Annotated in this window: 22 protein-coding genes and 3 tRNA genes; 17 read left to right on the top strand and 8 right to left on the bottom strand. The window is 52.3% G+C overall.

From position 1 onward, the window contains the following. The first annotated feature begins 157 nt into the window (after nt 1-157). From H1D31_RS11530 to rarD, 5 genes are all read left to right on the top strand, one after another. Nucleotides 158-994, top strand: coding sequence for a class I SAM-dependent methyltransferase (locus H1D31_RS11530; protein ID WP_261259009.1), 837 nt, complete (start codon nt 158-160; stop codon nt 992-994). Between the two features lie 153 nt (nt 995-1,147). Then, nucleotides 1,148-2,803, top strand: coding sequence for a long-chain-fatty-acid--CoA ligase FadD (fadD, locus tag H1D31_RS11525; RefSeq protein ID WP_261259006.1), 1,656 nt, complete (start codon nt 1,148-1,150; stop codon nt 2,801-2,803). A gap of 47 nt (nt 2,804-2,850) precedes the next feature. Next, complete coding sequence (gene rnd, locus H1D31_RS11520) at nt 2,851-3,996, top strand: ribonuclease D (RefSeq protein WP_261259004.1); 1,146 nt, start codon at nt 2,851-2,853, stop codon at nt 3,994-3,996. A gap of 128 nt (nt 3,997-4,124) precedes the next feature. Next, nucleotides 4,125-5,501 (top strand): DUF4397 domain-containing protein, encoded by a 1,377-nt coding sequence (locus H1D31_RS11515; RefSeq protein ID WP_261259003.1) that lies wholly within the window; start codon nt 4,125-4,127, stop codon nt 5,499-5,501. A 151-nt stretch (nt 5,502-5,652) separates the two neighbouring features. Next, nucleotides 5,653-6,546: an EamA family transporter RarD gene (gene rarD / locus H1D31_RS11510; protein WP_261259001.1), complete on the top strand. Its 894-nt coding sequence runs from the start codon at nt 5,653-5,655 to the stop codon at nt 6,544-6,546. A 41-nt stretch (nt 6,547-6,587) separates the two neighbouring features. Here the strand turns inward: rarD and H1D31_RS11505 are convergent, their stop codons facing one another. The 4 genes from H1D31_RS11505 to minC are packed head-to-tail and all read right to left on the bottom strand — an operon-like array spanning nt 6,588 to nt 10,153. Then, on the bottom strand, nt 6,588-8,306 hold the full coding sequence (locus H1D31_RS11505) for a hypothetical protein (RefSeq protein WP_261258999.1): 1,719 nt from the start codon (nt 8,304-8,306) through the stop codon (nt 6,588-6,590). Between the two features lie 39 nt (nt 8,307-8,345). Continuing rightward, nucleotides 8,346-8,606 (bottom strand): cell division topological specificity factor MinE, encoded by a 261-nt coding sequence (minE, locus tag H1D31_RS11500; RefSeq protein WP_008607670.1) that lies wholly within the window; start codon nt 8,604-8,606, stop codon nt 8,346-8,348. 3 nt (nt 8,607-8,609) lie between these two features. Next, nucleotides 8,610-9,419 carry a septum site-determining protein MinD gene (gene minD / locus H1D31_RS11495; RefSeq protein ID WP_008607671.1) on the bottom strand — a complete coding sequence of 270 codons (810 nt, stop codon included), beginning with the start codon at nt 9,417-9,419 and terminating at the stop codon, nt 8,610-8,612. 11 nt (nt 9,420-9,430) lie between these two features. Continuing rightward, nucleotides 9,431-10,153 carry a septum site-determining protein MinC gene (minC, locus tag H1D31_RS11490; RefSeq protein ID WP_261258761.1) on the bottom strand — a complete coding sequence of 241 codons (723 nt, stop codon included), beginning with the start codon at nt 10,151-10,153 and terminating at the stop codon, nt 9,431-9,433. 146 nt (nt 10,154-10,299) lie between these two features. On the opposite strand from minC, the gene H1D31_RS11485 reads away from it, so the two are divergent. Genes H1D31_RS11485 through H1D31_RS11440 form a run of 10 tightly spaced genes read left to right on the top strand, consistent with a single transcriptional unit; the run spans nt 10,300 to nt 20,705 of the window. Next, the gene (locus H1D31_RS11485) at nt 10,300-10,599 is read left to right on the top strand and encodes a YcgL domain-containing protein (protein ID WP_065956525.1); all 300 of its coding nucleotides are present in this window, start codon (nt 10,300-10,302) and stop codon (nt 10,597-10,599) included. Further along, nucleotides 10,596-11,621, top strand: a complete 1,026-nt coding sequence (locus H1D31_RS11480) for a lytic transglycosylase domain-containing protein (RefSeq protein WP_261258706.1) — start codon at nt 10,596-10,598, stop codon at nt 11,619-11,621. The genes H1D31_RS11485 and H1D31_RS11480 overlap by 4 nt, the downstream gene beginning before the upstream one ends. Then, a complete protein-coding gene (locus H1D31_RS11475) occupies nt 11,621-12,283 on the top strand; it encodes a fumarylacetoacetate hydrolase family protein (RefSeq protein WP_261258704.1) in 663 nt (220 codons plus the stop codon). Before H1D31_RS11480 ends, H1D31_RS11475 begins: the two co-directional genes overlap by 1 nt. Then, the gene (locus H1D31_RS11470) at nt 12,284-12,778 is read left to right on the top strand and encodes a YcgN family cysteine cluster protein (RefSeq protein ID WP_261258702.1); all 495 of its coding nucleotides are present in this window, start codon (nt 12,284-12,286) and stop codon (nt 12,776-12,778) included. It begins immediately after the preceding gene. 3 nt (nt 12,779-12,781) lie between these two features. Further along, nucleotides 12,782-13,435 (top strand): mechanosensitive ion channel family protein, encoded by a 654-nt coding sequence (locus H1D31_RS11465; RefSeq protein WP_261258700.1) that lies wholly within the window; start codon nt 12,782-12,784, stop codon nt 13,433-13,435. A gap of 60 nt (nt 13,436-13,495) precedes the next feature. After that, entirely contained in the window at nt 13,496-16,909 is a 3,414-nt protein-coding gene (smc, locus tag H1D31_RS11460) for a chromosome segregation protein SMC (RefSeq protein ID WP_261258698.1), read from the top strand. 20 nt (nt 16,910-16,929) lie between these two features. Then, the gene (gene zipA, locus H1D31_RS11455) at nt 16,930-17,817 is read left to right on the top strand and encodes a cell division protein ZipA (protein WP_261258696.1); all 888 of its coding nucleotides are present in this window, start codon (nt 16,930-16,932) and stop codon (nt 17,815-17,817) included. A gap of 59 nt (nt 17,818-17,876) precedes the next feature. Beyond that, entirely contained in the window at nt 17,877-19,913 is a 2,037-nt protein-coding gene (gene ligA, locus H1D31_RS11450; RefSeq protein WP_409976781.1) for an NAD-dependent DNA ligase LigA, read from the top strand. Next, entirely contained in the window at nt 19,906-20,241 is a 336-nt protein-coding gene (locus H1D31_RS11445; protein ID WP_065956344.1) for a DUF3392 domain-containing protein, read from the top strand. Before ligA ends, H1D31_RS11445 begins: the two co-directional genes overlap by 8 nt. Then, a complete protein-coding gene (locus tag H1D31_RS11440; protein WP_261258694.1) occupies nt 20,238-20,705 on the top strand; it encodes a DUF2919 domain-containing protein in 468 nt (155 codons plus the stop codon). The genes H1D31_RS11445 and H1D31_RS11440 overlap by 4 nt, the downstream gene beginning before the upstream one ends. Before the next feature lie 11 nt (nt 20,706-20,716). Here the strand turns inward: H1D31_RS11440 and H1D31_RS11435 are convergent, their stop codons facing one another. The 4 genes from H1D31_RS11435 to H1D31_RS11420 form a co-directional block, all read right to left on the bottom strand. Further along, nucleotides 20,717-22,345 carry a tetratricopeptide repeat-containing response regulator gene (locus H1D31_RS11435; RefSeq protein ID WP_261258691.1) on the bottom strand — a complete coding sequence of 543 codons (1,629 nt, stop codon included), beginning with the start codon at nt 22,343-22,345 and terminating at the stop codon, nt 20,717-20,719. 788 nt (nt 22,346-23,133) lie between these two features. Continuing rightward, nucleotides 23,134-23,209 (bottom strand) — tRNA-Val (locus H1D31_RS11430). Between the two features lie 25 nt (nt 23,210-23,234). Further along, nucleotides 23,235-23,310, bottom strand: a tRNA-Val gene (locus H1D31_RS11425). A gap of 25 nt (nt 23,311-23,335) precedes the next feature. After that, nucleotides 23,336-23,411, bottom strand: a tRNA-Val gene (locus tag H1D31_RS11420). Nucleotides 23,412-23,609: 198 nt separating this feature from the next. Between H1D31_RS11420 and gltX the strand changes: the two genes are divergently transcribed. Both gltX and H1D31_RS11410 read left to right on the top strand, forming a co-directional pair. Continuing rightward, on the top strand, nt 23,610-25,016 hold the full coding sequence (gene gltX, locus H1D31_RS11415; protein WP_261258689.1) for a glutamate--tRNA ligase: 1,407 nt from the start codon (nt 23,610-23,612) through the stop codon (nt 25,014-25,016). Between the two features lie 117 nt (nt 25,017-25,133). Next, nucleotides 25,134-25,925 carry a YdiY family protein gene (locus H1D31_RS11410; protein WP_261258687.1) on the top strand — a complete coding sequence of 264 codons (792 nt, stop codon included), beginning with the start codon at nt 25,134-25,136 and terminating at the stop codon, nt 25,923-25,925. Nucleotides 25,926-26,002: the final 77 nt, after the last annotated feature.

Genomic DNA, 26,002 nt, shown 5'->3' with positions numbered 1-26,002 from the left:
CTGCAACAGTGTAAGAGATCCAAGCTAATGAACCAAGCGCCTTGCGGTCAAGTGGCAAAAAACCGTGTTTTGCTGGACTTTTAGGCGAAAGCAACGCTATCTTAAATTCAGCTGGTCTGCGTTGCAGACTCACTGAAGTCTCTAAAAGGTTGTAGCGATGAAAAAAACAATAACAAGCATCCTCGCCGCTTGCTGTCTGTTGGCTATCCCAGCAGTGGTCCAGGCCGAACCATGGCAAACCCGTTTAACTGAGTTGGCAGAAGATCCGGCACGTGGTGCAGCTAATCTGCATCGCAATCAGTATCGTAACCCGGTAGAGACACTGCTGTTTTTTGGTATTGAGCCACAGATGTCGGTACTGGAGTTATGGCCAGTACGCGGCTGGTATACCGAGATCCTGGCGCCCTTTGTCAAAGAGCAGGGGCAACTGACGATTGCAACCTTCCGGCAGGATCTGGGTAACAGAGCCGATGCCAAGATGCAATTCTGGGCCAGACTCAGCGGCAGACTTGAGCAACGGATTGACGAACAAAGCGAACATTTTGGACCTGTGCGCCGCATTGTGCTGGACCCACCGCAGCTGTTGCCTGCGCCCGCGGAAGCGAAATTTGATATGGTATTAAGTTTTCGCAATGTGCATATCTGGAACCAGGAGGGGCATTTACTGGCGACCCTGGAGCAATTATATCGGGTGTTAAAACCTGGCGGTATTTTGGGGATGGTGGAGCACCGAGCTGCTAAAGTTACTGAGCTAACCAGTGTCGCCAGTGAAGGCTACACCGACGAAGCCTATTTAATAGCAGTAGCGGAGCGGGTTGGGTTTCAGCTGGTGGCTAGCAGCGAGATTAATGCCAATCCGCGCGATACTAAAAACCATCCGAAAGGGGTTTATACTCTGCCGCCAACTCTGGCCCTTGGACTTGAGCAGCGCGATTACTATCTGAGTATTGGTGAAAGTGATCGCATGACACTGAAATTTATTAAGCCGGAGTAGCCAGAAGCAGGCCGCGGATTGTGTGTTGCCGGCTTTTATGGGATGATTAAGCTAGAGTAAAAGCTCCAAAGCTGTACAACAATAAAGTCGCCGGATGTCCCGTTCAGTCGGGCTCCAGGCAGGCACGGTATAACAATTATTAAGGAGTAGACGGTGGATAGAGTCTGGTTAAAGCGTTACCCCTCAGGTGTACCGGCGGAAATTAATGCCGATCATTATTCATCCTTGCTAGATATTTTTGAGCAGAGCATTGCCAAATTCGCTGACAAAGTTGCCTTTGTTAATATGGGCAAGAGCATCACCTATCGTGAATTAGATCGGCAAAGCCAGGCTTTTGCTGCCTATCTGCAACACGAGCTGGGCCTGAAAAAAGGCGATGCCGTGGCCATTATGATGCCCAACCTGCTGCAATACCCGGTAGCATTAATGGGTGTGCTGCGTGCCGGTTGCAGCGTGGTAAACGTCAATCCGCTTTACACACCACGTGAGCTGCAACACCAGTTAACTGATTCCAAAGCCCGCGCCATTGTTATCGTTGAAAACTTTGCCCATACCCTGATGGCCGTGGAAAAGAACATCCAGGTTGAGCATGTTATTCTGACAAAGATGGGCGATATGCTGGGCACTGTTAAAGGCACCCTGGTCAATCTGGTGGTAAAACACCTGAAAAAACTGATCCCGGCCTACCAGCTGCAAAAATTTGTGCCCTTTAAGCAGGTGCTGCAGCGCGGCACTGCTTTAAGCTGGCAAAAACCGGTAATGAGTGGTGCAGATATTGCCTTTTTGCAGTATACCGGCGGCACTACCGGTGTTTCTAAAGGCGCTATGCTTACTCACCGCAATATGGTGGCAAACCTGGAGCAGGCCAGTGGCTTTCTCGATAAATTCCTCGATGAAGGCAAAGAAAATGTGGTTACTGCCTTACCGCTGTATCATATCTTTGCGCTGACGGCGAACTTCTTTGTCTTCTTCAAGCACGGTGGCACTAACCTGCTGATCACTAATCCGCGTGATATGCCCAACTTTGTCAAAGAGCTGGCCAAGTTTCCCTTTACTGCCATTACCGGGGTAAACACCCTGTTTAATGGTCTGCTAAATACCCCGGGCTTTGCTGAATTAGATTTTAGCCGGCTGAAGTTGTCGTTAGGCGGCGGTATGGCAGTACAAAGACCGGTTGCAGAGCGCTGGAAAAAAGTCACCAAAACCCGGCTGCTGGAAGGTTATGGCCTGACCGAGTGTTGTCCACTGGTAACCTTAAGCCCTTTTGATCTGGACGACTTTAATGGCAGTATCGGCTTGCCGGCACCTTCAACCGATATCCGGTTGGTAGACGAAAACGGCAACGATGTACCTCAAGGTGAAGCCGGTGAGATGATTGTACAGGGGCCACAGGTGATGCTGGGCTATCTGAATCGACCGGAAGAAACCGCCAAAACCATCAAAGACGGTTGGTTATATACCGGTGATATCGCCACTATGGACGCCGATGGCTTCTTCTATATCGTGGATCGCAAGAAAGATATGATTCTGGTCTCGGGCTTTAACGTGTTCCCGAATGAAATTGAAGAAGTGGTGGCGATGAGTGAAAAGGTACTCGAAGTCGCGGCTGTCGGGGTACCCAACGAGACGACCGGTGAAGCGGTAAAAGTCTTTGTGGTGAAAAAAGACCCGTCGTTAACCGAGCAGGAAGTGATTGCGCACTGTAAGCAACATTTAACCGGCTATAAGGTACCAAAGCTGGTAGAATTCCGCACTGAACTGCCAAAAACCAACGTAGGTAAGATCCTACGCCGCGAACTTCGCGGATAATAAAAAAAGCCGGCAGCCGCCGGCTTTTTTGTTTTAGAGAGCACAAGATGTCGTTACTTAGCACCAATCAGGCACTGGCGGAGTTTTGTCAGCAGGCCCTACAACAACCCTTGCTGGCACTGGACACCGAGTTTATCCGGCAAAGCACGCTGTATCCAAAGCTGGGGCTGATCCAGCTTTATGACGGGCAGCAGCTAGCACTGGTCGACCCACTGTGTATCACCGATTGGCAGCCATTACAGCAGTTATTAGCCGCGCCTGACGTGACTAAGATCCTGCACTCCTGTACTGAAGATTTGGAAGCGTTGGCGACGATCGGCATTCAGAGTATTCAGCCGTTGTTCGATACCCAGTTGGCGGTTGAGATCCTGGGCTGGGGCGGTAGCATGGGTTATGCGCGTTTAGTTGAGCAACTGACCGGCGCTATGCTGGATAAAAGCGAATCCCGTACCGACTGGCTAGCCAGGCCGCTGGCGCAGAAGCAGCTGGACTATGCCGCCAATGACGTCAAGTTTCTATTGCCGGTGTACCAGAAATTGCTGCAGGAGCTTGGTGCAGGGCAAAAATTGACCCTGTTGCTGGCCGAAGGACAGCAGTTACTGGCCCGGCGCCAGCAGCAACTGCCTGCCGAGTTTAAATACCTGGAAATTAAAAACAGCAGTCAGCTTAACAGCCGTGAGCTGGCGATTTTACGTGAGCTGGTTAGTTGGCGCTATCAATATGCCAGCGCAAAAGATTTGGCGCTGGGGCTGGTGGTGAAGGATGCGCAGCTATTTGAATTAGCTAAACGCAAACCTGGCTCGGTTGAAAGTCTGTTGAATATTCCGGGGATGTTGGCCAAGGATCTGCGCCGCCATGCGAAAATTTTGATCGAGCTGATTCAAACGGCAAAGCAATTATCTGCCGAGCAATGTCCGCAACGCTTTTATCATCTGCAGAGTTTCGCCGGTGAAAAAGTGGTGCTGGCGGAAATTGGTCAGGCAGTAAAGGATGCTGCCGCAGCGGCTGATATTCCGGCGTCTTTTCTGGCAACACGGCGTCAGTTACATGAATATTTCAATTGGTGTTGGCGGGTTAGTGATGACGAGCGATCGTTGCTACCTCTGCCGGAGTTTCTCAGCAGCTGGCGTCAAGCTCTGTTGCAAAGCCATTTGCGGCTACCTGCTCATGTTAATGGGACCGCCATTACGTAATTTTAACCTTTTTAGATCAGATTATTTTTTTCAATAAACCATTCAGTTTTTTGCGACCGGCAAAGTGATCCTGCGTTTTTTTGCCGGCGTAAATTTTCGTCGCAACTATTAACTGAAGGGAAAGCACAATGAAAAAGATAGTCTCACTTGCCGTCGCCACCACTATGCTGGCGACGCTCAGTGCCTGTAACAGCAGTGATCCTATTGTCATTCCACCAGCTCCGCCACCACCACCGCCATCGTCTGTGGTGGATGCGACCTTGCGCGTCGTTCATGCCTCTTCTGATGCGCCAGATGTCAATGTGTTAATTGGTGGCTATCCGGCAATTACCGGTTTATCTTATGGTCAGAGTTCTGAGAACTTCCCACTGGGACCCAATACTTACAACGTGGCCGTGCAGGCGATTCTGCCAGGCACTGCAACACCGAATGTGATTGGACCTCTTAATCTGACATTAGCTGAAGCCACTAACTACAAGGTCTTTGCAGTAGGCTCGGTCGCCGGTTCTACACTGGAGCCTTTAGTAGTCACCTCAGATGTGAAAGCCCTGGCGGCTGGCAATGTGCGGTTACAGGTGGTGCATGCTGCTTCTGCAGCACCAACGGTTGATATCCATGTTACAGCGCCAAACGATCCGCTCGGCTCAGCCTTAGCTACGTTGGACTTTAAAGGGTTTACTCAAGCCTTAGATGTTCCAGCAGGCGATTACCGTGTTCGCATTACCTTACCAGGTCAAAGCACAGTTGTGTTTGATTCCGGCACCTTGTCTCTGGCTGGTGGTACCGATCTGGTCGTTGCGGCGATTAATAATCGCTTCTCTGGTGCGTCACCTGTGTCGTTACTGGCTGTAACGCCAAATGGTGATGAGTTGGATATTAAAGATGCCAATACTACATCATCAGTTCGGGTGGTACATAATGTGTCAGACGCGCCGGCAGTCGATGTGATTGTGAACGATGCGATTAAACTGGTTGAGGGTTTGGCTTTCCCTAATTTCACCCCTTATGTCGGCGTAGCGCCAGACACATACAATGTGAAGGTGGCGGCAGCTGCGGATAACAGTGTGGTGGTGATTAACAATGACCTGACACTGGAAGCCGGTAAGTTCTACAGCGTGCTGGCTGTTGGTTCTTTAGGTAACAATACCATCGAGCCACTGGTGCTGAGTGATAATCCGCGTCGTGTTGCTACTGAAGCACGGGTACGTATTGTTCACGGTTCAACGCTGGCCGGTCCGGTTGATATCTATGTTACTGCAACTAACGATATCAGCACCGCAACGCCGGCATTCAGAAACGTACCCTTTAAGGCAGAAACCGGTTACGTCAGATTAGCTGCCGGCAACTACGTCGTGACGGTTACTCCAGCAGGTACTAAAACTGCGGCCATTGGTCCTGTTCCTCTGACGCTACAAGCGAACAAGATTTACACTGCAGTAGCGCGCGATGGTGCCGGGTTAAATGCTGATGTGGGTCTGATTTTACTGGATGACTTCGTACAATAAGACGAAGAGCAATTAATCTTCAGCAAAGCCGGAGCTCGCTCCGGCTTTTTCTTTGCTTGTACCATGCGGTAAAGGTTCACACGCATAGCCCTATCTTCGTTATAATGCCGCCGCTGGTTAAACCTCAGCGTTAACCACAACCGGAGTGCTTATGGCGTTAACACGAGAACAGCGATTAGGTGGCGCCTTTGCCGCCAGCGCTTATACCCTGTGGGGCATAGCTCCGCTGTATTTTAAACAAATTGATTTTATTCCGGCGCCGGAAATTCTGATCCACCGTATTGTCTGGGCTTTTCTGCTATTGCTGTTGATCCTGTTACTGTTAAAGCAGGGGCGTGACACGCTGGCAGTCTTTGCCAAGCCTAAGCTGGTGGCTTGGTTACTGCTGTCATCTGTGCTGCTTGGCGGCAACTGGGGGCTCTTTATCTGGGCCGTCAATAATAATCATATGCTGGATGCCAGCCTCGGCTACTATATCAATCCCTTGCTGAATGTACTGCTCGGCATGCTGTTTTTAGGCGAGCGTTTACGTAAGCTGCAGTGGTTGGCGGTGGTTCTGGCATCGCTTGGTGTACTGTGGCAAATCATTGGTTATGGTGCTGTCCCCTGGATAGCCCTGGCGCTGGCCAGCTCCTTCGCCATCTATGGTTTACTCAGAAAGAAGCTGGCAGTAGATGCCATTAAAGGACTCTTTGTCGAATCTTTATTGTTGTTGCCGTTAGCACTTTGGTATTGGTGGGCTTATGCCGAGAGTCCGGCCGCTAATTTGCTGGCTAACAGTGCCGGCCTTAACCTGTATCTGGTCGCTGCCGGCCTGGTCACAACAGTGCCGCTGCTGTGTTTTATCGCTGCTGCCCGGCGCCTACAGTTATCTACTATGGGCTTTTTTCAGTATATTGGGCCAACCCTGATGTTTATCTTTGGCGTCTGGTTATACCGGGAGCCCTTCGCACTGGAACGGCTGTTTACCTTTGGTCTGATCTGGCTGGCACTGCTCTGCTACAGCCTGGATGCCTGGCGGCATAATGTCAGAAAACGGGCATAAAAAAAGCCAGCTTAACGCTGGCTTTATCGGACCAGGTACGGTTAACGGCTGGTTTTCAGCTCGGTATTAAATACAATACCGTGCTGTTCAATACCAAAACCAAAACCCAGCTGCATATTGCTGTCCATCATCCGCTTCAGCTCATCTGGTACCGGTTGGCCGGACATTGCCGCCGCATCAGACAGAGCGCTGAAAAACTGCTTATAGTCTGCGCCTACAGCCATAATGCCATTCTTGGTCAGTTTTTCGCTGGCCAGCTGAGTGGCCTGAGCCTTAGCTTTATCCCCAACATACAACATCAGATGATTGGCACTGGCTTTTAAGCGCAGATCCAAACCCAGCATAGCAGCTGGCGGGAATACCTCGCTGACGGAAATTTCTTCACCTGCAGCCGGTAACTGGATACCTGCTAACATTGGCGCCATTGCAATGGCATTCGCCGCCAGCGTTTGCGGATTATCAGCAGAAACCGTGACCAATGCATCGGCCTGATTTGGCTGACCGGTCGCAGGATCCAGGCTAAAACCGTTAATAGTGACTGAGAAACCCTGTAAACCGTTGGCTGCCATCCCGGCCATCGCCAGCATCATCAGCGGGTTTTGTGCTTTCATCTGTTCCTGCACGGCAACCAGTGGCTCACAGCTGACAGATAAATCCGTCATACCAGCCCAGATCTTGCTGACGGACGGGGTTAACTGACTGATTTCGGTTCCCAGTGCCAGATAGAACATCGAGCTGTGCACCTTGCCATTCAGAGCTGCAGGGATAAAGCCCTGTAAGCCTTGTAAGCCCTCTAACGCGACCTTGCTGCTGGTTGGCACCAGCATCTTGCTGCGGATATGGAACTGGCCGTTAGCCTGGGTCACCAGCTCGCTGTCCATCACCATACCAGGCCAGGTTTGCGCGAGCATCTGCATATCTGTGCGGCAAGCCGGGGTTTGCCAGCTTTGCAAAGCTTCTGGCACTTCACCGTTAAAGGTCAGTTGCAGATCACGCGCCAGTTGATTACCGTCAGTGGTGGTCAGTGCCAGTGCCAGCTGTTCAGTGCTAAAAAAGCCCAGACCATCGGTTTTCAGTTGATACTGCTTAACATAGTTTTCCAGTTTGCCACTGTTCGCCAGATTTTTCGCCGGCTGTTCCAGTGCCAGACTTTGCAGGCGGTGTGAGTCTGATAGCGCATGGTGGTGCAGGGCAATGGTAGCCCAACCACGTTCAGTGCTGACCAGTAATTCAAAGCCTTCAGGCGCGTCGTCAGTGCGGTAGCGGCGGAAGCTGTGGCCGTTCAGACTGGCGTCCTGATAGCTCAGACCACTGCGTTGCCCCAGATTATCCAAAAAGCTTAAAAAAGCCTGTTCATTGGCCAGTTCCAGCCGAATCACCGGCGCTGCACCAACCAGATAGAATAAGGAGCGTGACGCGTTGGCAATACCGGTTTCGCGTTCAAACTGCTCCGGGCTACCCAGCGCATTAATAAAGCCTTCAAACAACGCCAGCGCAAACTGACCGGCAGCCGGAGCCTGCTGTTGTAACACTGCTAAACCCTGTTGCAGGTCTTCGCCCTTCAGGTAGTCCGGTGTAATACCAACGGTAGCCAGATAACTGACCATATCCAGCGCTTTAAACTGGCCGGAAAACAGCACCGTATCAGCCGGTACATAGGCCAGCTCGGCATGAAAAGCCTGGCTGTCCTGTTTACTCAGAAAATAATAACCGGCGGCGCCGGCAGCAACCACAGCGGCGGCAATCAGGGTCTTACGCATTGTCTGCTCCTTTGACAGATAAAAAGTGAAAAGCGCCTGTTAGCGCTTTTCGTCAGGGAAGGTGATGTTTAACTCCAGTACAGATAACTCATCACCACGTTGCTCCAGTGATACCGCGACCTGATCGGCCGGAATATCCACATATTTGCGGATCACTTCCAGGATGTCGCGCTCCAGCTGGGGCAGGTAATCCGGCCCGGAGCGTCTTTTCCGCTCATGGGCCACAATAATTTGCAGGCGCTCTTTGGCAGTGCTGGCGGTATTTTTTTTAGTTGAACGAAAATAATCCAGTAACGACATCAGTTAGCCTCCAAACAACCTTTTAATAAATCCTTTTTTCTCCACCGTCAGAAAACGGAATGGCACTGCTTCACCCAGCAGACGCTTTACCGTGTCCAGATAAGCCTGGCCAGCGTCACTTTCTTCATCCAGAATAACTGGCTGGCCTGAGTTCGACGCATTTAGCACCGCTTGCGACTCTGGAATAACGCCTACCAGCTCAATGGCCAGAATTTCTTTCACGTCTTCGACACTGAGCATTTCGCCTTTGATCACCCGCTCCGGGTTATAACGAGTCAACAGCAAATGCTCTTTAATCCCTTCCAGGCCTTGTTCAGCGCGGCGGGATTTACTCGACAGCATACCCAGGATGCGATCTGAATCACGTACTGAAGACACTTCCGGGTTGGTTACCACGACGGCTTCGTCGGCAAAATACAGGGCCATCATGGCGCCAGATTCGATACCGGCCGGTGAGTCACAGATAATAAAATCAAATTCAGCAGACAGCTCATTTAACACCCGCTCTACGCCTTCTTTGGTCAGGGCGTCTTTATCGCGGGTTTGCGAGGCCGGCAGGATAAACAGGTTGTCGACCCGCTTATCTTTAATCAGCGTTTGTTTCAGATTGGCTTCGCCATTAATCACATTAACGAAGTCGTAGACCACGCGGCGTTCACAGCCCATGATCAGATCCAGATTCCGTAAGCCGATATCAAAATCGACAATTACAGTTTTTTTACCGGCTAACGCCAGGCCCGTGCCAATAGCGGCACTGGAGGTGGTTTTACCGACACCACCCTTGCCAGAGGTAACCACAATAATTTTTGCCATAGTGACTTTCCTTACACTAATTCTGAAATGACTAAACTTTCGCCCTGCCAGCGGATGCAGGCCGGTTTACCCCAAAACTCGCCTTGCAGACTATGGCTTAACCAGTAATTCCCGGCTATTGAGACCAATTCGGCCTGCATGTTGTAACAGTAAATGCGTTTGCTGCTGTCGCCACTGGCACCGGCAATGGCTTTGCCACGCAGCGAACCATAAATATGAATATTGCCATCGGCAATCACTTCTGCGCCGGCGCCAACGGCACCCTTGATAATTAAATCGGCGCCCTTGGCATAGATTTGCTGACCGGAGCGAACATTCTGCTCGACAATCTTGCTATCCATTGCCTGGTGTTGTACCACCACCTGTGCCGGTGCTGAACGCTCTGGCGCGGGGCTCTGTGGTGCCGGCTCTACCGCTTTGGCAGTATTGCTCTTGCCGGCTTGCAATACCGCTAAACCGGCTTGCTGCGCAGCCGCTTTTTGCGCGGCATTGGCACCCGTTACCCCGACCAGTACCAGCTTTAACTCGGTAAATAACTGTTTTAGCGCGGCAAAGTCAGGGTTGCTGTCGTTATCCTGTAAGTTAATCACCAGCGGTGCCTGATAGAAAAAGGCCGGCGCTTGTGCCAGTTTGGCAGTTAACAGGGATTGCAGACTGCTGATGCTAAGATCGGAGCAATGTAACACGGATAAAGGGAATAAACTGCCCTTTAATTCTAAGGAGTGTTCAGACATAAAAGTTCAGCGCTTTTACTATTATTATTACTGCTGTCGCAGCGAGAATTTTTCTGCGTCCGACAAGCTCTGTCGTTACGCTTGATCAGCGGTTCATGTTATAGTCTTGCCATCTGTTAGGCAAGTTGATGAAGTAGTTTTATTCTATGTTATGTGCGGTATATCGCAGCCCACGAAAAGAGGGCACCTACCTGTATATTGAAAAGCGGGACGACTTTAGCCAGGTACCAGCTCCCTTACTGGACACGTTTGGGCAACCGCAGCTGGTGACAGTGTTAAATCTGGCCAAACGGGAACATTTAGCCCTGGCCGATATTCAAAAGGTGAAAGCGGCGCTGCAGCAGCAAGGCTTTTACCTGCAATTACCCCCGCCAGTAGCTAATCTGCTGGATGAGCATCGCGCGGCTTTGCCGCAAACGACGCTCAGCAACAAGGAGTCAGAATGAAAAAGAAGCTTATTGCCAGCCTGCTGCTGGCAGCCGGTTGGTTCAATGGTCAGAGTCTGGCCGAAGAAGCAAAACCGGATTTTCAAAGCTATACCGCAGCCCTGAAAGCCGAAGCACAAAGCCGCGGCTATGATCAGGCGTTGCTGGAAGCCGTGTTTAGCAGCCTGCAATTTCATGAGCGGGTGGTCAGCGCTGACCGCAGCCAACCGGAAGTAGTCGAAACGCTGGATACCTATTTGCCGAAGCGGGTCAGTGAAACCCGGATCCGCATGGCGCGCGAACGTTATCAGCAATATCAGCCACAGCTGGAAGAAATTGGTAAGCGCTACGGCGTGCAACCGCGCTTTATCGTGGCGTTGTGGGGTCTGGAGAGCAGCTTTGGCCGTTTTCAGGGTAACTATTCGATCCCGTCAGCGCTGGCAACGCTGGCCTATGAAGGCCGGCGTGAAGCCTTTTTCCGCACTGAGTTTTTCCATGCTCTGGATATTTTAGCGCAGGGGCATATCGATCTAGAGAATATGAAAGGTTCCTGGGCCGGCGCCATGGGGCAAAGCCAGTTTATGCCAAGCTCCTTTCTCGCCTATGCCCAGGATGGTGACGGTGATGGTAAAAAAGATATCTGGACTAACGAGCTGGATGTATTTGCCTCTATTGCCTATTACCTGAAACGCCAGGGCTGGAATAACAGCCTGACCTGGGGCCGCGAAGTAACATTGCCGGCCGGCTTTGACGCCGCTCATGCGATTCAGCGTGGTAGCCTGGCGCGTAATGAGTGGTTAAGCCGCTGGGATGCTTCAGCCCGTAGTATGGCCGACTGGCATAAGCTGGGGGTACGGCGCTTAAATGGTGAAGCGCTGCCGCAACGCGAAATCAGCGCTGCTCTGGTGTTACCGGATGGCCCGAAAGGCCGTGCCTTCCTGGCGTATGACAATTATAAAAGCCTGATGCACTGGAACCGCTCTTATTATTTTGTCACCAGTGTCGGCTATCTGGCAGATCTTATTGTCGCGGAGCAAAGTTAATGTACCAACATCAGGATTGGCAGGGGCAGGCGCTTGACCTGCCGCCGGGTAAGGTTGTTTGTATCGGGCAAAACTACCAGGATCATATTGCCGAAATGCAAAGTAAAACGGCGCCCGAAGCGCTGTTTTTTATCAAACCGGCTACCTCGCTGGTGCCGCTGGCGCCGGCTTTTAGCATCCCCGCTGATCGCGGCGAGGTGCATAATGAGCTGGAGCTGGCGGTATTGATCGCCAAACCGTTGAAAAATGCCGGCTTTGCTGAGGTTACTGAGGCTATCTGGGGCTATGGGCTGGCATTGGATCTGACGCTACGCGACGTGCAGGGGCGTTTAAAACAACTGGGGCGGCCCTGGGAAATTGCCAAAGGCTTTGATGGTGCCTGTCCGATGTCACCGCTGGTGCCCAAAGCACAAGTACAACATCCGCAACAGCTGGATTTTAGCTTGTTGGTGAATGGTGAGCTGCGCCAGCAGGGTAACAGTGCCAATATGATCCGCGGTATTACCCAACTGATCAGTGAAATGAGCCAGCATTTTACCCTGCTACCCGGCGATCTGGTGCTGACCGGCACGCCGGCTGGCGTTGGCCCTTTGCAGGCTGGCGATAAGCTGAGTGTGATCCTGGCCGATCTGCTAAAAATAGATAGCCGGGTTGAGGTATAAATGAGCCTGACCGAACGCTTCTGGGAGCAAAAAAGCCTAAGCGAGATGAACGACGCTGAGTGGGAAGCCTTATGTGATGGCTGTGCCAAATGCTGTCTGAACAAGTTTATTGATGATGACGAGGAAGAAGGCCCGACCGCTGAGCTAAAACAAGGTGAAGAGGTGGTTTTTACCAATATCGCCTGTCGTTATCTGAATAGTCATAAGTGCGAGTGCACTCAGTACAGTCAACGCACCGTGCTGGTACCGGATTGTATTAAGCTGACCAAAGACAATCTGAAAGATATTTTCTTTATGCCCAATAGTTGTGCTTACCGTCGGTTACATGAAGGCCGGGGGTTGCCGTCCTGGCATCCACTGTTAAACGGCGGTAAAAAAAGTCTGATGCACAAGAAGCAAATGTCGGTGCGCAATAAAACTATCTCAGAAGATCTGGTCAACCTGGATGACTTTGAAGATTACATCGTCAGCTGGCCATTAAACGATTTGGATTAAGCAATGAGCCTGGAAGAATCGATTATTGCCGACAGCGTCTTGCTGACGGAATTAAGCCGTTATCTGAGCCCGGCGATGGTACAGCTTGGCCTGTCACTGCTTTCGGTGCTGGCTTATATTCTGATCAGCCGGCGGCTGGTGCCGCTGATTTACGGTTTACTGGCTGGTGGCCGGATGCGGCCGGAGATGAATAAAAGAGCCATAGTGGTTTTCCATATCCTGCTCATGCTGTTGCTACTGGTAGTGCTAAGCATTATCTGGGGTGTGGATATCCGTGGTTTGCTGGTGCTGGCCTCCTCAATTATCGCGGTAGCCGGTGTCGCCTTATTTGCGTCCTGGTCGCTGATCAGCAATGTCACTGCCTTTTTTATCCTGCTGGGGCAGAAGGACTTTGCCGAAGGCAGTAAGGTAAGGATCATTGATGGCAATAATGCACTGGAAGGCGATATTGCCGAGATCCATTTGTTTAATACCGTGCTGCGCACCAAAGAGCAGGAGCGGGTGATCTACCCGAATAACCTGATTGTATCGCGGCCGGTGGTGATTATCAGTGCGGCCCCGGCGCCGGTGCGTAAAAACATCGATGTATTGGCAAAGGCCGAACGTTGGCGTAAAAAAAATCTGCAAAGTCAGCCCGTTAATCGAATTAGCAAGTGACACTGGCTAACAAAGCCGGTAGATTTGTCGTTAATACTCTAATCAGCTCAACACAGCCGGATGCGCTTAAAACAGATCAAACTGGCAGGTTTTAAATCCTTCGTTGACCCTACTACAGTGCCGTTTCCGCAAGCGATGACGGCCATAGTGGGGCCAAACGGCTGTGGCAAATCCAATGTGATTGATGCGGTGCGCTGGGTGCTGGGCGAAAGCTCGGCGAAAAACCTGCGCGGTGATGCAATGACCGACGTGATCTTTAACGGCTCGGCGCAGCGCAAACCGGTGTCGCAGGCCTCCGTCGAGCTGGTGTTTGAAAATACTCAGGGCCGGCTGGCCGGCAATCTGGCGGATCGCAGTGAAATTGCAATCAAGCGCGTCGTGACCCGTGATGCCCAGTCGTTGTACTTCTTAAATGGCAGCAAGTGCCGCCGCCGCGATATTACCGATATTTTCCTTGGCACCGGCCTGGGCCCCCGCAGCTATGCCATTATTGAACAGGGCATGATCTCGCGCCTGATCGAATCTAAACCGCAGGAGCTGAGGGTCTTTATTGAAGAGGCCGCCGGCATTTCCCGCTATAAAGAGCGGCGGCGCGAAACCGAAAACCGCATTAAACATACCCGGGATAATCTGGATCGCCTGACCGACGTGCGCGAAGAGCTGGGTAAAAATATCGACAAACTCAAGCGGCAGGCCGCTACCGCACAGCGCTATAAAGAGCTGAAAGCGCAGGAGCGCACACTGCGTGCCCAACTGACAACGATTAAATGGCTGGGCTTTAACGACACGCTAAACAAGCTGGAACAGCAGCTGCGCGAGCAGGAAACCGAGCTGCAGAAATATCAGGCGGCGCAGGCGGGCGATGAGCGGGTGCTGACCGAATTACGTGAACATGCCCATACTGCACGGCAACAGCAGGAGCAGTGTCAGCAGCAGTACTATCAGTTGGGTAACAGGATCAGTGCACTGGAGCAGCAAATTGTCGGCCAGCGTCAGCAACAACAGCTACTTAGTCAGCAGATCCAGCAAAAGCAGCTGAGTCTGGCCGGTTTTCATGAGCAACAGCAGCAGGAGCAGCTGCAACGCGCCGAGCTTGAAGCGCAGCTGGAAGAGCTGATACCGGAACTGCTAGTGTTGACTGAGCAGCAGGAAGAGTTACAGGCACAATTGCTGGCAGCGACGGAGCAGGCAGCCGAGGCACAGCTTAACTGGCAAGACTGGCAACAACAGCATTATCAGCGCCGCGAGCAACTGCAGCAGTGGCGGCTGCAACTGCAACATTGGGCGCAGCAGCAACATCAGTTGGCCGCACAGCAACATAAGTTAACTGAACAGCTGGCCCGGCTGGAACCTGAGCAGGCAGAGCAAGAGCTGGCGCTGGCAGAAGCCAGGCATCAGGAGCTGGCAGAGCAAGTCGCTGCATTGCAGCTAGAGCAGGCAGAGCTTAGTGCCGCACTGGCGCAGCAACAACAGCTGAGCGCGCAGGCAACCCAACAGCGCCAACAGTGGCAAAACCAACAGCAAGTGTTGAGAATAGAGCATCAACGTCTTAGCCAGAGTCAACAGCAAGCCAGCAGCAGCGGGCCTTTACTGGCAGAGCAGCTGCAAATTGCAGATGGCTGGGCGCTGGCTGTTACGCTGGCACTGGGCGCACTACAACAGGCTGAGCTGGCTGCTCATACTGCGGGCAAAGCGCTGTATGTGACCGCAGTGGCTGGCGACAACGCGGCGCCGGCAAATACCCTGGCCAGCGTGGTGCGCTCAGGGGTATATCCGGATTATTTCCGGCAAATTTTATTGGCGGCGGATGAAGCGCAGGCGCTAACGATGCTGACACAGCTTAAGCCCGGACAATCGGTGATCTGTGCTAAGGGTAAATGGTTCGGCACTAACTGGGGCCAGCAAAGCCAGGCGTCGCTGACCGATAGCCGTTTGTTACGCCAGGAGCGGTTACAACAATTAGGGCAGGAGTTAGCTGTCGTTGAGCAGGAGCTTGCAGCAGCTGCGGCAGCAGAGCAACAACAGCTTGAATTGCAACAACAGGCACAGCAGCAACTTAGCCAGCTTAATGCAGCACTCAGCAGCCAGCAACAAGCCCGGCAGCAACAGCATACGGTGGTGCAGTTAAAACAGCAGGCGCTGCAGCAATTAAGGCAACAGAGCACACAGCTGCAGCAGCAACTGGCAGAATTACAGTTACAGCAACAGGCGCTGGCGGCAAGTGCAGAGCAAACCGAACTTAAGCTTGCAGAGGCGGAGCAAGAGTATCAGCAGGCGGTAACGCAGGAGCAGCAGTTACAGCAGCGCCAGCAACAGGCCAGGGCGCAGGAAGAGACGTTGCGCCAGCAATTGCAACAACAGCAAGGTCAGCACAGCCAGCTGCAAATGCAGCAACGGCTCTGTCAGCAGCAATTGCAAAGTGTCGAACTGAGTTTAAGTCGCGCGGCTTTGCAACAACAGCAATGGCTGGAGCAACTGGCCGAATTGCAGCTACAGCTGGACGAACAACAGGATCCGGCATTGCAACTGCAAGAGGAGTTGCAGGAAAGCTTGCTGCAGCGCAGTGACGCCGAACAGGCGCTAACCAGTGCCAATCAGCAGTTGGCTGCCATCCAGCAACAGATCCGTGAGCTGGAGCAGGGACAAAGCGGCATTACCCAGCGTTTAAGCAGCCAGCAAAAAGCGCTGGAAAATCTGCGGCTGGATGCTGAAGGCTACCGGATCCGTGCTAATAATATGCTGGAGTTGTTGCGTGAGCAGCAGGTGAATATGAAAGAGGTGCTGGCTGAATTGCCGGCCGATGCCGATGAAGCACAGTGGCAGCAACAGCTGGATAAAACCGTGGAGGCAGTTAGCCGGCTTGGCGCCATTAACCTGGCAGCGATTGAAGAGTATGAGCAACAGGCCGAGCGCAAAGCCTATCTGGATGCCCAGCATCAGGATCTGACTTCAGCGCTGGATACGCTGGAAACCGCGATCCGTAAGATCGATCGCGAAACCCGGCAACGCTTTAAAGAGACCTTTGATCAAGTGAATGACGGCTTAAAACAGCTGTTTCCAAAGGTGTTTGGTGGCGGCAGTGCCTATCTGGATCTGACCGATGATGACCTGCTGGAAACCGGGGTCAGTATTATGGCCAGACCGCCGGGTAAAAAAAACAGTACAATTCATTTATTATCGGGTGGTGAAAAAGCCTTAACCGCTTTATCATTAGTGTTTTCAATATTTAGACTTAACCCGGCACCGTTTTGTATGCTGGATGAGGTTGACGCCCCGCTGGATGATGCCAACGTAGGGCGCTTCTGTAATCTGGTGCGGGAAATGTCGGATACCGTACAATTTATTTATATCAGCCACAATAAAATTGCCATGGAAATGGCCGCGCAATTGATGGGGGTGACGATGCAGGAACCCGGTGTGTCCCGCGTGGTCGCAGTAGATGTGGATGATGCTGTCAAACTGGCAGTAGCCTAAAAGAGCAAAAGGTATAACAAATGGCTAGCGAGTTGCGTTTGGTATTAATTATTATCGGGGCCCTGGTGTTGGGCGGCTTGTTTTTGCATGGTCTGTGGACCGTGCGAAAAAACAGTAACAAGGTACAGCATCGCTATCATCCGGAGGAGGACAGCAAAGACGAGCGTCCGGGTGAAGGTTTTGACGAATACGGTATTGGTCAGGTTAGGGTGGTAAAGGGCGCCGGTAAAGGCAGTGCCGAGCAGCGTACCAAGCTGCACCCAAGCCGCACTGCAACCAAACCGACCAGCCGGCCAATTGATGTTAAGCGTCCGGCGGAGCAAACCGACTTATTTGCTGAGCCGAAAGAGCCGGTATTTAATTTCTCGGCTTTAGATGAGCCGAGTATTCCGGAGCAGGATGAACTGCTGCCGGAAGAGACCGATTACGGTTACGATGAGATGGCGGCCGACGAGCCGGCAGACGACGCCGCTGCTGCACCCTCAGAAGTACTGATCCTCTATGTGCTGCTGCCTGAGCAGAAAGAAATCCGCGGTCAGGAGCTGTTATCGGTGTTAACCATGCTGGGCTTTAAATACGGCGATATGGACATCTTCCACCGGCATCAGGACAGTGCCGGTACCGGTGAGGTGCTGTTTAGTCTGGCCAATATGTTTAATCCCGGTACCTTTGATATTGAGCGCATGGACGAGCTGAGCACCCGAGGTCTGAGCCTGTTTATGACACTACCCGGACCGGGCGAGCCGCTGCAAAACTTTAACCTGATGAATAACGCCGCGAAAAAGCTGGCGGAAGAATTCGGTGGTCAGGTGTTAGACGGTCAGCGCAGTGTGCTGACGGTGCAAACCGTGCGGCATTATGTCGAGCGGATCCGCGAGTTTCAGCGGCAACAACTGATCCGCGGTTGATTGCCAGGCTTTAATCTAACGGCAGGATTATCCTGCCGTTTTTGTTGGTGAGTTTGCAAATGATGTCTCCTGAACAGCAAATCGCTCAGCTGCGCCGGCAGCTGGAACAGTATAACTATCAATACTATGTGTTAGACGCCCCCAGTGTGCCGGATGCCGAATACGATCGGCTGTACCGCGAGCTGCAACAACTGGAACAGCAGCATCCAGAATTGATTACCGCCGACTCACCAACACAGCGGGTTGGTGGCGCACCCTTAGCCAAGTTCTCCCAGGTTAGCCATCAGGTACCGATGTTATCGCTGGACAATGCGTTTGATGACAGCGATTTTCTGGCCTTTGTAAAACGGATGCAGGATCGGCTGGACTTTGCCGGCGATTTTAGCTTTTGTGCTGAACCTAAGTTAGACGGCCTGGCGGTCAGTATCCGTTACGAACAGGGTGTGTTAGTGCAGGCGGCAACCCGCGGCGATGGCAGCACCGGCGAAGATATTACCGCCAATATCCGCACCATCCGGGCGATCCCGCTGCGCTTAACCGGTGAAGTACCGCCGGTACTGGAAGTGCGCGGCGAAGTCTTTATGCCACTGTCTGGTTTTGAACGGCTGAACAACGATGCCAAGGCACGCGGTGAAAAAGTCTTTGCCAACCCGCGTAACGCCGCCGCGGGCAGTTTACGGCAGCTGGATCCGGCCGTTACCGCGAAAAGACCGCTGATGTTTTATGCCTATGCGGTTGGTCAACTGGATGATCCGCAGACACTATTAAACAATCGCTGCCATTATCAGCGGCTGCAGCAGCTAAAAGACTGGGGCTTGCCGGTGTGCCCGGAGATCCGCCTGGTTGAGGGTACAGCAGCAGCGCTGAGCTACTATCAGCAGATCCTGGTCAAACGCGCGGCACTGCCTTATGAAATTGACGGTGTCGTTATTAAGGTTAGTAATCTGGCGCAGCAACAGGCGCTGGGCTTTGTCGCCCGCGCGCCGCGCTGGGCCATTGCCTTTAAATTCCCGGCGCAGGAAATGCTAACCACGTTACTGGACGTGGATTTTCAGGTCGGTCGCACCGGCGCTATCACTCCGGTCGCACGGTTGGAGCCGGTTAATGTCGGCGGAGTGATGGTCAGTAATGCCACGCTGCACAATCAGGACGAAATAAACCGGCTGGGCGTACAAATTGGCGATAAAGTGATAGTGCGCCGCGCCGGCGATGTGATCCCACAAATTGTTGCCGTGGTTACCGAGCAGCGTCCGGCAAAGACAAAACCGGTAATCTTCCCCGAGGCCTGCCCGGTCTGTGGTTCAGCGGTGGAGCGGGTGAGTGGTGAGGCGGTGGCCCGCTGCAGTGGCGGTTTATATTGCGCGGCACAGCTGAAAGAATCGCTAAAACACTTTGTCTCGCGTAAGGCGCTGGATATCGAAGGTCTGGGCGATAAGCTGGTTGAGCAGTTAGTAGAGCAGCAACTGGTGAAAACACCGGATGCGATCTTTGACCTGGATATGCCGTCTTTAGTTGGCCTGGAGCGGATGGGCGAGAAGTCGGCGTTAAAGCTGTTAAATGCCATTAAAGCCGCGAAAAGTACCACCTTGCCGCGCTTTATTTATGCCTTAGGGATCCGGGAAGTGGGTGAGGCGACGGCGCTGAATCTGGCCAATCATTTTGCGACCCTGGATGCCCTGATGGCGGCTGAAATGGAGCAGTTACTGGCGGTATCTGATGTCGGCACTGTCGTTGCTGAGCATCTGTATCATTTCTTCCGCGAGCCGCATAATCAGCAGGTGGTCAGCGCCTTACTGGCGCAGGGCCTGCATTGGCCAGCGATAGCGCTGCAACAGGTCACCGAGCAGCCGTTAAGCGGCCAGACCATCGTATTAACCGGTACTTTGAGCAGTATGGGCCGTGATGAAGCCAAGGCGTTATTACAGCGGCTGGGCGCCAAAGTCTCCGGCTCGGTGTCAGCGAAAACTCATGCCGTGATTGCCGGCGAAAATGCCGGCTCGAAACTGGCGAAAGCCAGTGAATTACAGGTACCGGTCTGGGATGAGCAACAGATGTTGGATTTGTTTAAGCAGTATGGAGTCAGCCCGGATGCCTGATTGGTTAGTTAGCTTATTACTGGACTGGGGCGCCTTGTTTCGCCCCTATGTGCGCGATATGGCGCTGGCCATGGTGGCAACTACACTGGTGGTGTTTGGCGATACACTAAATCAAAGTGTACGCCGGCAAACCGCACACTGGCACTTTATCTGGCGCACCGCTATTTTTGTGCTGCTTTGTGCCTTTGGCTATGGCGCCCTGACGTTGTTTTTAACGCCGCTGGTGGCCAAGCAATTGGCGGGTTTAAGCAACCTCTGGCTACCCTGGGTGAGCCTGGCAGTCTTTGTGCTGCTGGGGATGCTGGCACAACGCAAGCGACAGGCATGAAAGACTGGCCTCTGCTGGATAAATACGGTCTGACGCCGATACCACAACGCTTTTACTGGTTGCTGGCGCTGCTGCTGCGTCCTTATTTAAGCTGGGTATTGGTATTGACCTTGCCGCCGCAGCAAAAAGATTTACTGAAACTGTTCTATCCGCAACAGCAGGACTTTTTGATTGCCTGTGTCATTGCCTTGCCGGTACTGTTGGTAGTGGCGGCACTAAGTCAACGCAGCGATAAACGCAGCGCCGCCTGGCGCGCCATCTGGCGCTACAGCCGCGGCTTATTATTTATCAGCTGCGCCGCCGATTTGGCTTACAGTATTTACGATTTACCGCCGGATGTGATCCTGGATGCGCCCTGGCGGCTGGTTGCGGTGTTTGGTCTGGGGCTGGGGCTATTCTGGCTGCTGCGCTCGAAAACCCTGCCGCGGATCTTTAGCGAATGGCCAGAGCCGGTAGAGAAATAAAGTACTGCGGCTCAGGCATTCATCGATAACGGCTGTTGCTTGCTTTTTAGCTGTTCATAACGACGCTGCTGCTCGGGTTTAAGGCTGGCGCCGGCGACAACCAGCTCACATTGTTGCAGCAAACGATAGCGCAGGTCTGGTGCGCACAGAGGTCTTGGGCTGGTTAGCAGGGTTTGCAGTAAGTTGAGTGCAATACCGGCATTCTTCGGCATCACCTTGTGTGCCAGAGCGAAGGCTTCAAACGCCTGCTCCCAATGTCCGCGTTGATAAAGCTGTACAGCACTGTTGTTAAGCTCGCGCGGGCCTTGTTGCATTTGCCGGCGCTCGGTGACTTCCTGTTGCAGATAGGCGCCCAGCAGCGGATCGGGTTGTTGCTGTTTACAGTGCTGACTGATTTGGCTAAACAGTTGTTCGGCCGCGTCGGTAAGCCCCACTTCATGCAGCGCCTTGGCCTTATCCAAGGCATCTTCCAGCGAGGTGATCGGCTGATCGGTTTTCAGATCGCGTAGCAGCGCCTTGGCTTTATCTTTGTGGTCTTGTAAGTACAGTAAACGGGCCTGTACTACCTGATGTTGCTCCCACAAATCCTGCTTGGCAAACTGCTTTTGTAACGCCTGTAAGCTCAGATTTACCTGCCGGTTTAAGCGGCTGTGCTGCTCTTCATCTTCAGTGGCCAGCGCAAAATCAATACTGGCCCGCGCCAGATTCAAATACAGATCCGGCTGTTCAAAAGCCGAGTAACGGGCATATTTCACCATATCCCGTGCCGCCTGATACTGAGTTTCGTAATCATGATTCAGGCGGGATAACTGCAGTAATTTCTGCTGGCGCAGTAAATTTCGCGGCGCCAGCTCGGCGGCATCAATCAAATGCTGTTGGGCTTGCTGGTAATGCTGTTGTTTAAATTCCAGTTCCGCCAATAAGTCGAGCGCAAACAGCCGGCTTTCGCTGCGCAGTAACAACTCTTCCAGTAAGTTAAACGCCTGCTGTTCCTGACCTTTGGCGACATAACACCGTACCAGACCCATCTTGGCCCAGCTAAAGGGCTGAATACTCAGCATGGCGAGAAAGAAGTGTTCGGCATCGGTAAATTCTTGCTGTGCCAGCAGAATGTCGCCTTTCAGCTTTAACAGCAGCGGAAACCATTTACGTTGATTGGCATCAGCAAGTTGCTCGTCGATATAATTCAGCGCTGCCTGGTAATGCTGCGCATCCAGCAACTGATACAACGGGCGCAGTTGTTGTTTACGTTTTAGCACCCGTTCAATACGTAGCTGTAAGTCTTTAATTACAAAGGGTTTGGCCAGAAACTCGTCCGGCTGTAATTCAATAACACTGTGTACCAGGTTCGGATCGGTCTCGGCGCTGATAAAGATCACGGCACTGCTGTGCTTTTGCAGGCCACTGAATTTTAATTCGGCAAACAGCTGAAAGCCGTCTTTGCCATCGGCCTGGTTATACGAGCAGATAATAAGATCGAACAGGTTGTTACGGCACAGTGCCAGCGCCTGCTGTGGCCGTTCGGCAATGGTAATATTCTGATAACCCAGCTGCTCCAGCGTGTAGCGCAGGTAGCTTTGTGACAGGGGTTGCTCATCAATAATCAGGATGCGTTCGTCCCGCTTGGGTGCATTTTCCATTACAGGCTGGATCCGAGAACTTCGTCTAAAGCTACTATAGCAACTTTTTGCCTTGAGTTAACCGGGCAGGATCAATAAATAGGCGATTGCGCACTAAATCGGTACTCTGCATTTACCACTTTGTTCAAGATCTTGCGGCCAGAAGGATATTTTCCGTGATGCCTCACCGATATTAGTTAAGCTCTTAGCTGCGGTAGAATTTTCGTAACAGCAGCAGGGATGCTGCGGAGGCTGAAAGGGCACAGGGATGTGATCCTTGAAGCCGGTGGAGAAAATTGCTAGCCAGCTAAGGGCGCTGCTCCAATCTCAACGCTACTGATGCTCATCGTTACGCAGGTTCTGGCTCAGTGCATCCGGCGGCTAAACGCGCCGTACAACTTTCCTGGGGCACGCCGTGAACCCATCCCTGGGGGCTCCCCTTTCGCATCCATGCGAAAGACGTCCCCAGAAAAGTGTACTCTGCATTTACCGCCTCGTTCACGATCGTGCCGCCAAAAGTATATTGTCGTGATGCCTAACCGATGCTCTTTAAGCCCTTAGCTGCGGTAGAATTTTTGTAACAGCAGCAGGGATGCTGCGGAGGCTGAAAGGGCACAGGGATGTGATCCTTGAAGCCGGTGAAGAAAATTACTACCCAGCTAAGGGCGCTGCACTGGTCTGGACGCTAAGTGTTGGGGTTTGGTGGGATTTTACTGGGTTCGAACCAGTGGCAACCGTGTTTTTGTAAAAAGCGGGTGGTGCTCTCCCGGTTGGGATAACAATCTATTGGAATTTTTGCTTAAGAGTTTTGGTGGATTGTACTGGGTTCGAACCAGTGACCCCCGCCTTGTAAGGGCGGTGCTCTCCCAGCTGAGCTAACAATCCATGGGAGTATCGTAAATAGGAGCTTTGGTGGATTGTACTGGGTTCGAACCAGTGACCCCCGCCTTGTAAGGGCGGTGCTCTCCCAGCTGAGCTAACAATCCATGGGAGTATCGCGGTATAGAATATTGGTGGATTGTACTGGGTTCGAACCAGTGACCCCCGCCTTGTAAGGGCGGTGCTCTCCCAGCTGAGCTAACAATCCACGCTGCGATGGCGCACATTATAGGGAGCGTGATTTAGCTGTCAACTTTATTTTCGGGCAAAGCACGCTGTATGCCGCAAAAGTAAACAGCATAGTGAAAAAAACCAGCTTTTGCCACTACACCTCGGGTGCATCCGCCGGCGTGGATTGTTACAATACCGGCCTCTTAGCTTTTTGCCTGTCTGAATTGGAAAGATTATGTCATTAGTGACCCGTTTTGCACCCAGCCCAACCGGCTATTTACACGTAGGTGGCGCCCGTACTGCTTTATACAGCTGGCTGTATGCCAGAAAAAATGGCGGTAAATTTATTCTGCGTATCGAAGATACCGATCTGGAACGCTCAACCCAGGAATCGGTAGACGCCATTTTAGAAGGTATGCAGTGGCTGGGACTGGAGCACGACGAAGGCCCGTACTATCAAACCAAACGTTTTGACCTGTATAAAGAAGTGGTGGCGCAGCTGTTGGAAGAAGGCAAAGCCTACAAGTGCTTCTGCACGGTAGAAGAGCTGGACGCGATGCGCGAAGCGCAAATGGCCGCCGGTGAAAAGCCAAAATACAATGGTATGTGGCGCGATCGCACTGATCATCCGGCCGATAAGCCTTATGTCATTCGCTTTAAAAACCCGCTGGATGGCGTGGTCGTGATTGACGATATGATTAAAGGCCGCATTGAAATTGCCAATGCTGAGCTGGACGATCTGGTAATTGCCCGCAGTGACGGCACCCCAACCTATAACCTGACTGTGGTCGTCGATGACTGGAAAATGGGCATTACCCATGTGATCCGGGGTGACGACCATGTTAATAACACCCCGCGGCAGATGAATATTCTGGCGGCGCTGGGCGCTGAGATCCCAAAATACGCGCACGTACCGATGATTCTGGGCGACGATGGCAAGCGGTTATCAAAACGTCACGGCGCGGTCGGCGTTATGCAGTATCGCGATAACGGCTTTTTACCGCAGGCACTGATCAACTATTTAGTTCGGCTGGGTTGGTCGCATGGCGATCAGGAAATTTTTAGTCTGGACGAGCTGGTACAGCTGTTCGACCTGTCGGCTTGTAATCGTGCCCCATCGGCCTTTAATACCGACAAGCTGATCTGGTTAAATCAACATTATATGAAAACCCTGCCGGCGGAAGAGGTCGCCAGCCATTTAGCCTGGCATGTTGCCGAGCAAAAACTGGATATCAGCACCGGGCCAAGTTTAACGCAGCTGGTGCAGGTGCAGGCCGAGCGGGTTAAAACCTTAAAAGAAATGGTGGAAGTCAGCCGCTATTTCTATGAAGACTTTAGCAGCTTTGACGAAGCGGCCGCCAAGAAACATTTAACTGCGGCAGCGGCGGAACCTTTGGCATTGTTACATGCCAAACTGGCTAAGTTGACCGACTGGCAGCCAGCGCTGATCCATCAGCAAATTACCGATACCGCCGCCGAACTGGCGCTGGGTATGGGTAAGGTGGGGATGCCGCTACGGGTGGCAGTAACCGGTGGCGGTAATTCACCGGCACTGGATCTGACGTTACAACTGATTGGTCAGGCGCGCAGCCTGGCCCGCATCGAACAGGCGCTGAGCTTTATTAAGCAGCACGCTGTCTGATGCCACAGCTCAGGCCTGGCCTGAGCTGTTACTTGAAGATTTGATAACGCCTGCGAGTTCAGGCGTTTTTAGTTCGCTTAGCTTGTAGATTAAAAAAAACTGAATATTAGATTAAACATGCCTGTTTTTTTATTGTTAGTCGTAGCCTTGCTGGCGTTTCACGTTAGTGCCGATGAAGCGCCGGAAGAAGCCGAGCCTCTGGTGCCTGAATTGCAGAACCTGGGGTTACTGGGCACCCTTACCGGCGATATTGAGCTGGGCTTTTTGTTTATCGATGGCAACACCGATGCGCGCGGCTGGCGGGTTAACACTGAACTGGTGCATGAAAATGATTTTTTCCGGAACCGCTATAACGTGCAGGGCCGGATCCAAAAGAATCAGTTTACCAACAGTGAAACCGGTGAAGTGCGCACCGAAGCCACAGTAAAACGCTATGCGTTGTCGGGCCAGAGTAACTATAAGTTTTTAAGCGGTTCTACCTCGTTCTTTGGCCGCGGAGCCTATGCCTACGATATGTTCGGCTCGTTTCGGCAGGTCGGCTCGCTGGCAACAGGTTATGCCAACCGGGTATATCAAAAGCAGGCCAATTATCTGGATCTGGAAACCGGCCCGGGTTTTGCGTATCGCGAGGGTGCTTCCGGCAACACCTCTAAGGGTTTGATCTGGTTTTTGGCACTCAACTTTGAGCAGGAAATTTACAAAGGCAGCCGTTTTCGTCAAACGTTCGAAGGCAATGTGTCGGTCGATGGCGAAAACTCGGCTTATACCAGCCGCAGCTCACTGACCGCGCAAATTAATGGCCGTCTGGCAATGCGTTTAAGTTTTTCGGTGAGTCACAACTCGCAGCCCGAGGGCAATTTACAGACTACTGATACCGAAACCTCGGCCTCGTTGGTGTATCAATTCTAAGCAGTTGTTTGTAATCAATCTTTAACCAAAAAGCCACCTGGGTGTCATTTGGCTTTCACATGGTCGTGTTCCAATTT

It is taken from the genome of Alishewanella sp. BS5-314, assembly GCF_025377695.1.
In the GTDB taxonomy this organism is placed as follows: Bacteria; Pseudomonadota; Gammaproteobacteria; order Enterobacterales; family Alteromonadaceae; genus Alishewanella; species Alishewanella aestuarii.
This window is presented reverse-complemented; position numbering and strand designations above follow the sequence as displayed.

Excerpts from the sequence above, each read along its gene's own strand:
- minD (WP_008607671.1), bottom strand. The coding sequence starts at position 9,419 with ATGGCAAAAATTATTGTGGTTACCTCTGGCAAGGGTGGTGTCGGTAAA.
- H1D31_RS11480 (WP_261258706.1), top strand. The coding sequence starts at position 10,596 with ATGAAAAAGAAGCTTATTGCCAGCCTGCTGCTGGCAGCCGGTTGGTTC.
- rnd (WP_261259004.1), top strand. The coding sequence starts at position 2,851 with ATGTCGTTACTTAGCACCAATCAGGCACTGGCGGAGTTTTGTCAGCAG.
- minC (WP_261258761.1), bottom strand. The coding sequence starts at position 10,153 with ATGTCTGAACACTCCTTAGAATTAAAGGGCAGTTTATTCCCTTTATCC.
- H1D31_RS11505 (WP_261258999.1), bottom strand. The coding sequence starts at position 8,306 with ATGCGTAAGACCCTGATTGCCGCCGCTGTGGTTGCTGCCGGCGCCGCC.
- H1D31_RS11445 (WP_065956344.1), top strand. The coding sequence starts at position 19,906 with ATGCCTGATTGGTTAGTTAGCTTATTACTGGACTGGGGCGCCTTGTTT.
- minE (WP_008607670.1), bottom strand. The coding sequence starts at position 8,606 with ATGTCGTTACTGGATTATTTTCGTTCAACTAAAAAAAATACCGCCAGC.
- H1D31_RS11435 (WP_261258691.1), bottom strand. The coding sequence starts at position 22,345 with ATGGAAAATGCACCCAAGCGGGACGAACGCATCCTGATTATTGATGAG.
- gltX (WP_261258689.1), top strand. The coding sequence starts at position 23,610 with ATGTCATTAGTGACCCGTTTTGCACCCAGCCCAACCGGCTATTTACAC.
- rarD (WP_261259001.1), top strand. The coding sequence starts at position 5,653 with ATGGCGTTAACACGAGAACAGCGATTAGGTGGCGCCTTTGCCGCCAGC.
- H1D31_RS11530 (WP_261259009.1), top strand. The coding sequence starts at position 158 with ATGAAAAAAACAATAACAAGCATCCTCGCCGCTTGCTGTCTGTTGGCT.
- smc (WP_261258698.1), top strand. The coding sequence starts at position 13,496 with ATGCGCTTAAAACAGATCAAACTGGCAGGTTTTAAATCCTTCGTTGAC.
- H1D31_RS11465 (WP_261258700.1), top strand. The coding sequence starts at position 12,782 with ATGAGCCTGGAAGAATCGATTATTGCCGACAGCGTCTTGCTGACGGAA.
- H1D31_RS11470 (WP_261258702.1), top strand. The coding sequence starts at position 12,284 with ATGAGCCTGACCGAACGCTTCTGGGAGCAAAAAAGCCTAAGCGAGATG.
- H1D31_RS11410 (WP_261258687.1), top strand. The coding sequence starts at position 25,134 with ATGCCTGTTTTTTTATTGTTAGTCGTAGCCTTGCTGGCGTTTCACGTT.
- zipA (WP_261258696.1), top strand. The coding sequence starts at position 16,930 with ATGGCTAGCGAGTTGCGTTTGGTATTAATTATTATCGGGGCCCTGGTG.
- H1D31_RS11440 (WP_261258694.1), top strand. The coding sequence starts at position 20,238 with ATGAAAGACTGGCCTCTGCTGGATAAATACGGTCTGACGCCGATACCA.
- H1D31_RS11515 (WP_261259003.1), top strand. The coding sequence starts at position 4,125 with ATGAAAAAGATAGTCTCACTTGCCGTCGCCACCACTATGCTGGCGACG.
- H1D31_RS11475 (WP_261258704.1), top strand. The coding sequence starts at position 11,621 with ATGTACCAACATCAGGATTGGCAGGGGCAGGCGCTTGACCTGCCGCCG.
- H1D31_RS11485 (WP_065956525.1), top strand. The coding sequence starts at position 10,300 with ATGTTATGTGCGGTATATCGCAGCCCACGAAAAGAGGGCACCTACCTG.
- ligA (WP_409976781.1), top strand. The coding sequence starts at position 17,877 with ATGATGTCTCCTGAACAGCAAATCGCTCAGCTGCGCCGGCAGCTGGAA.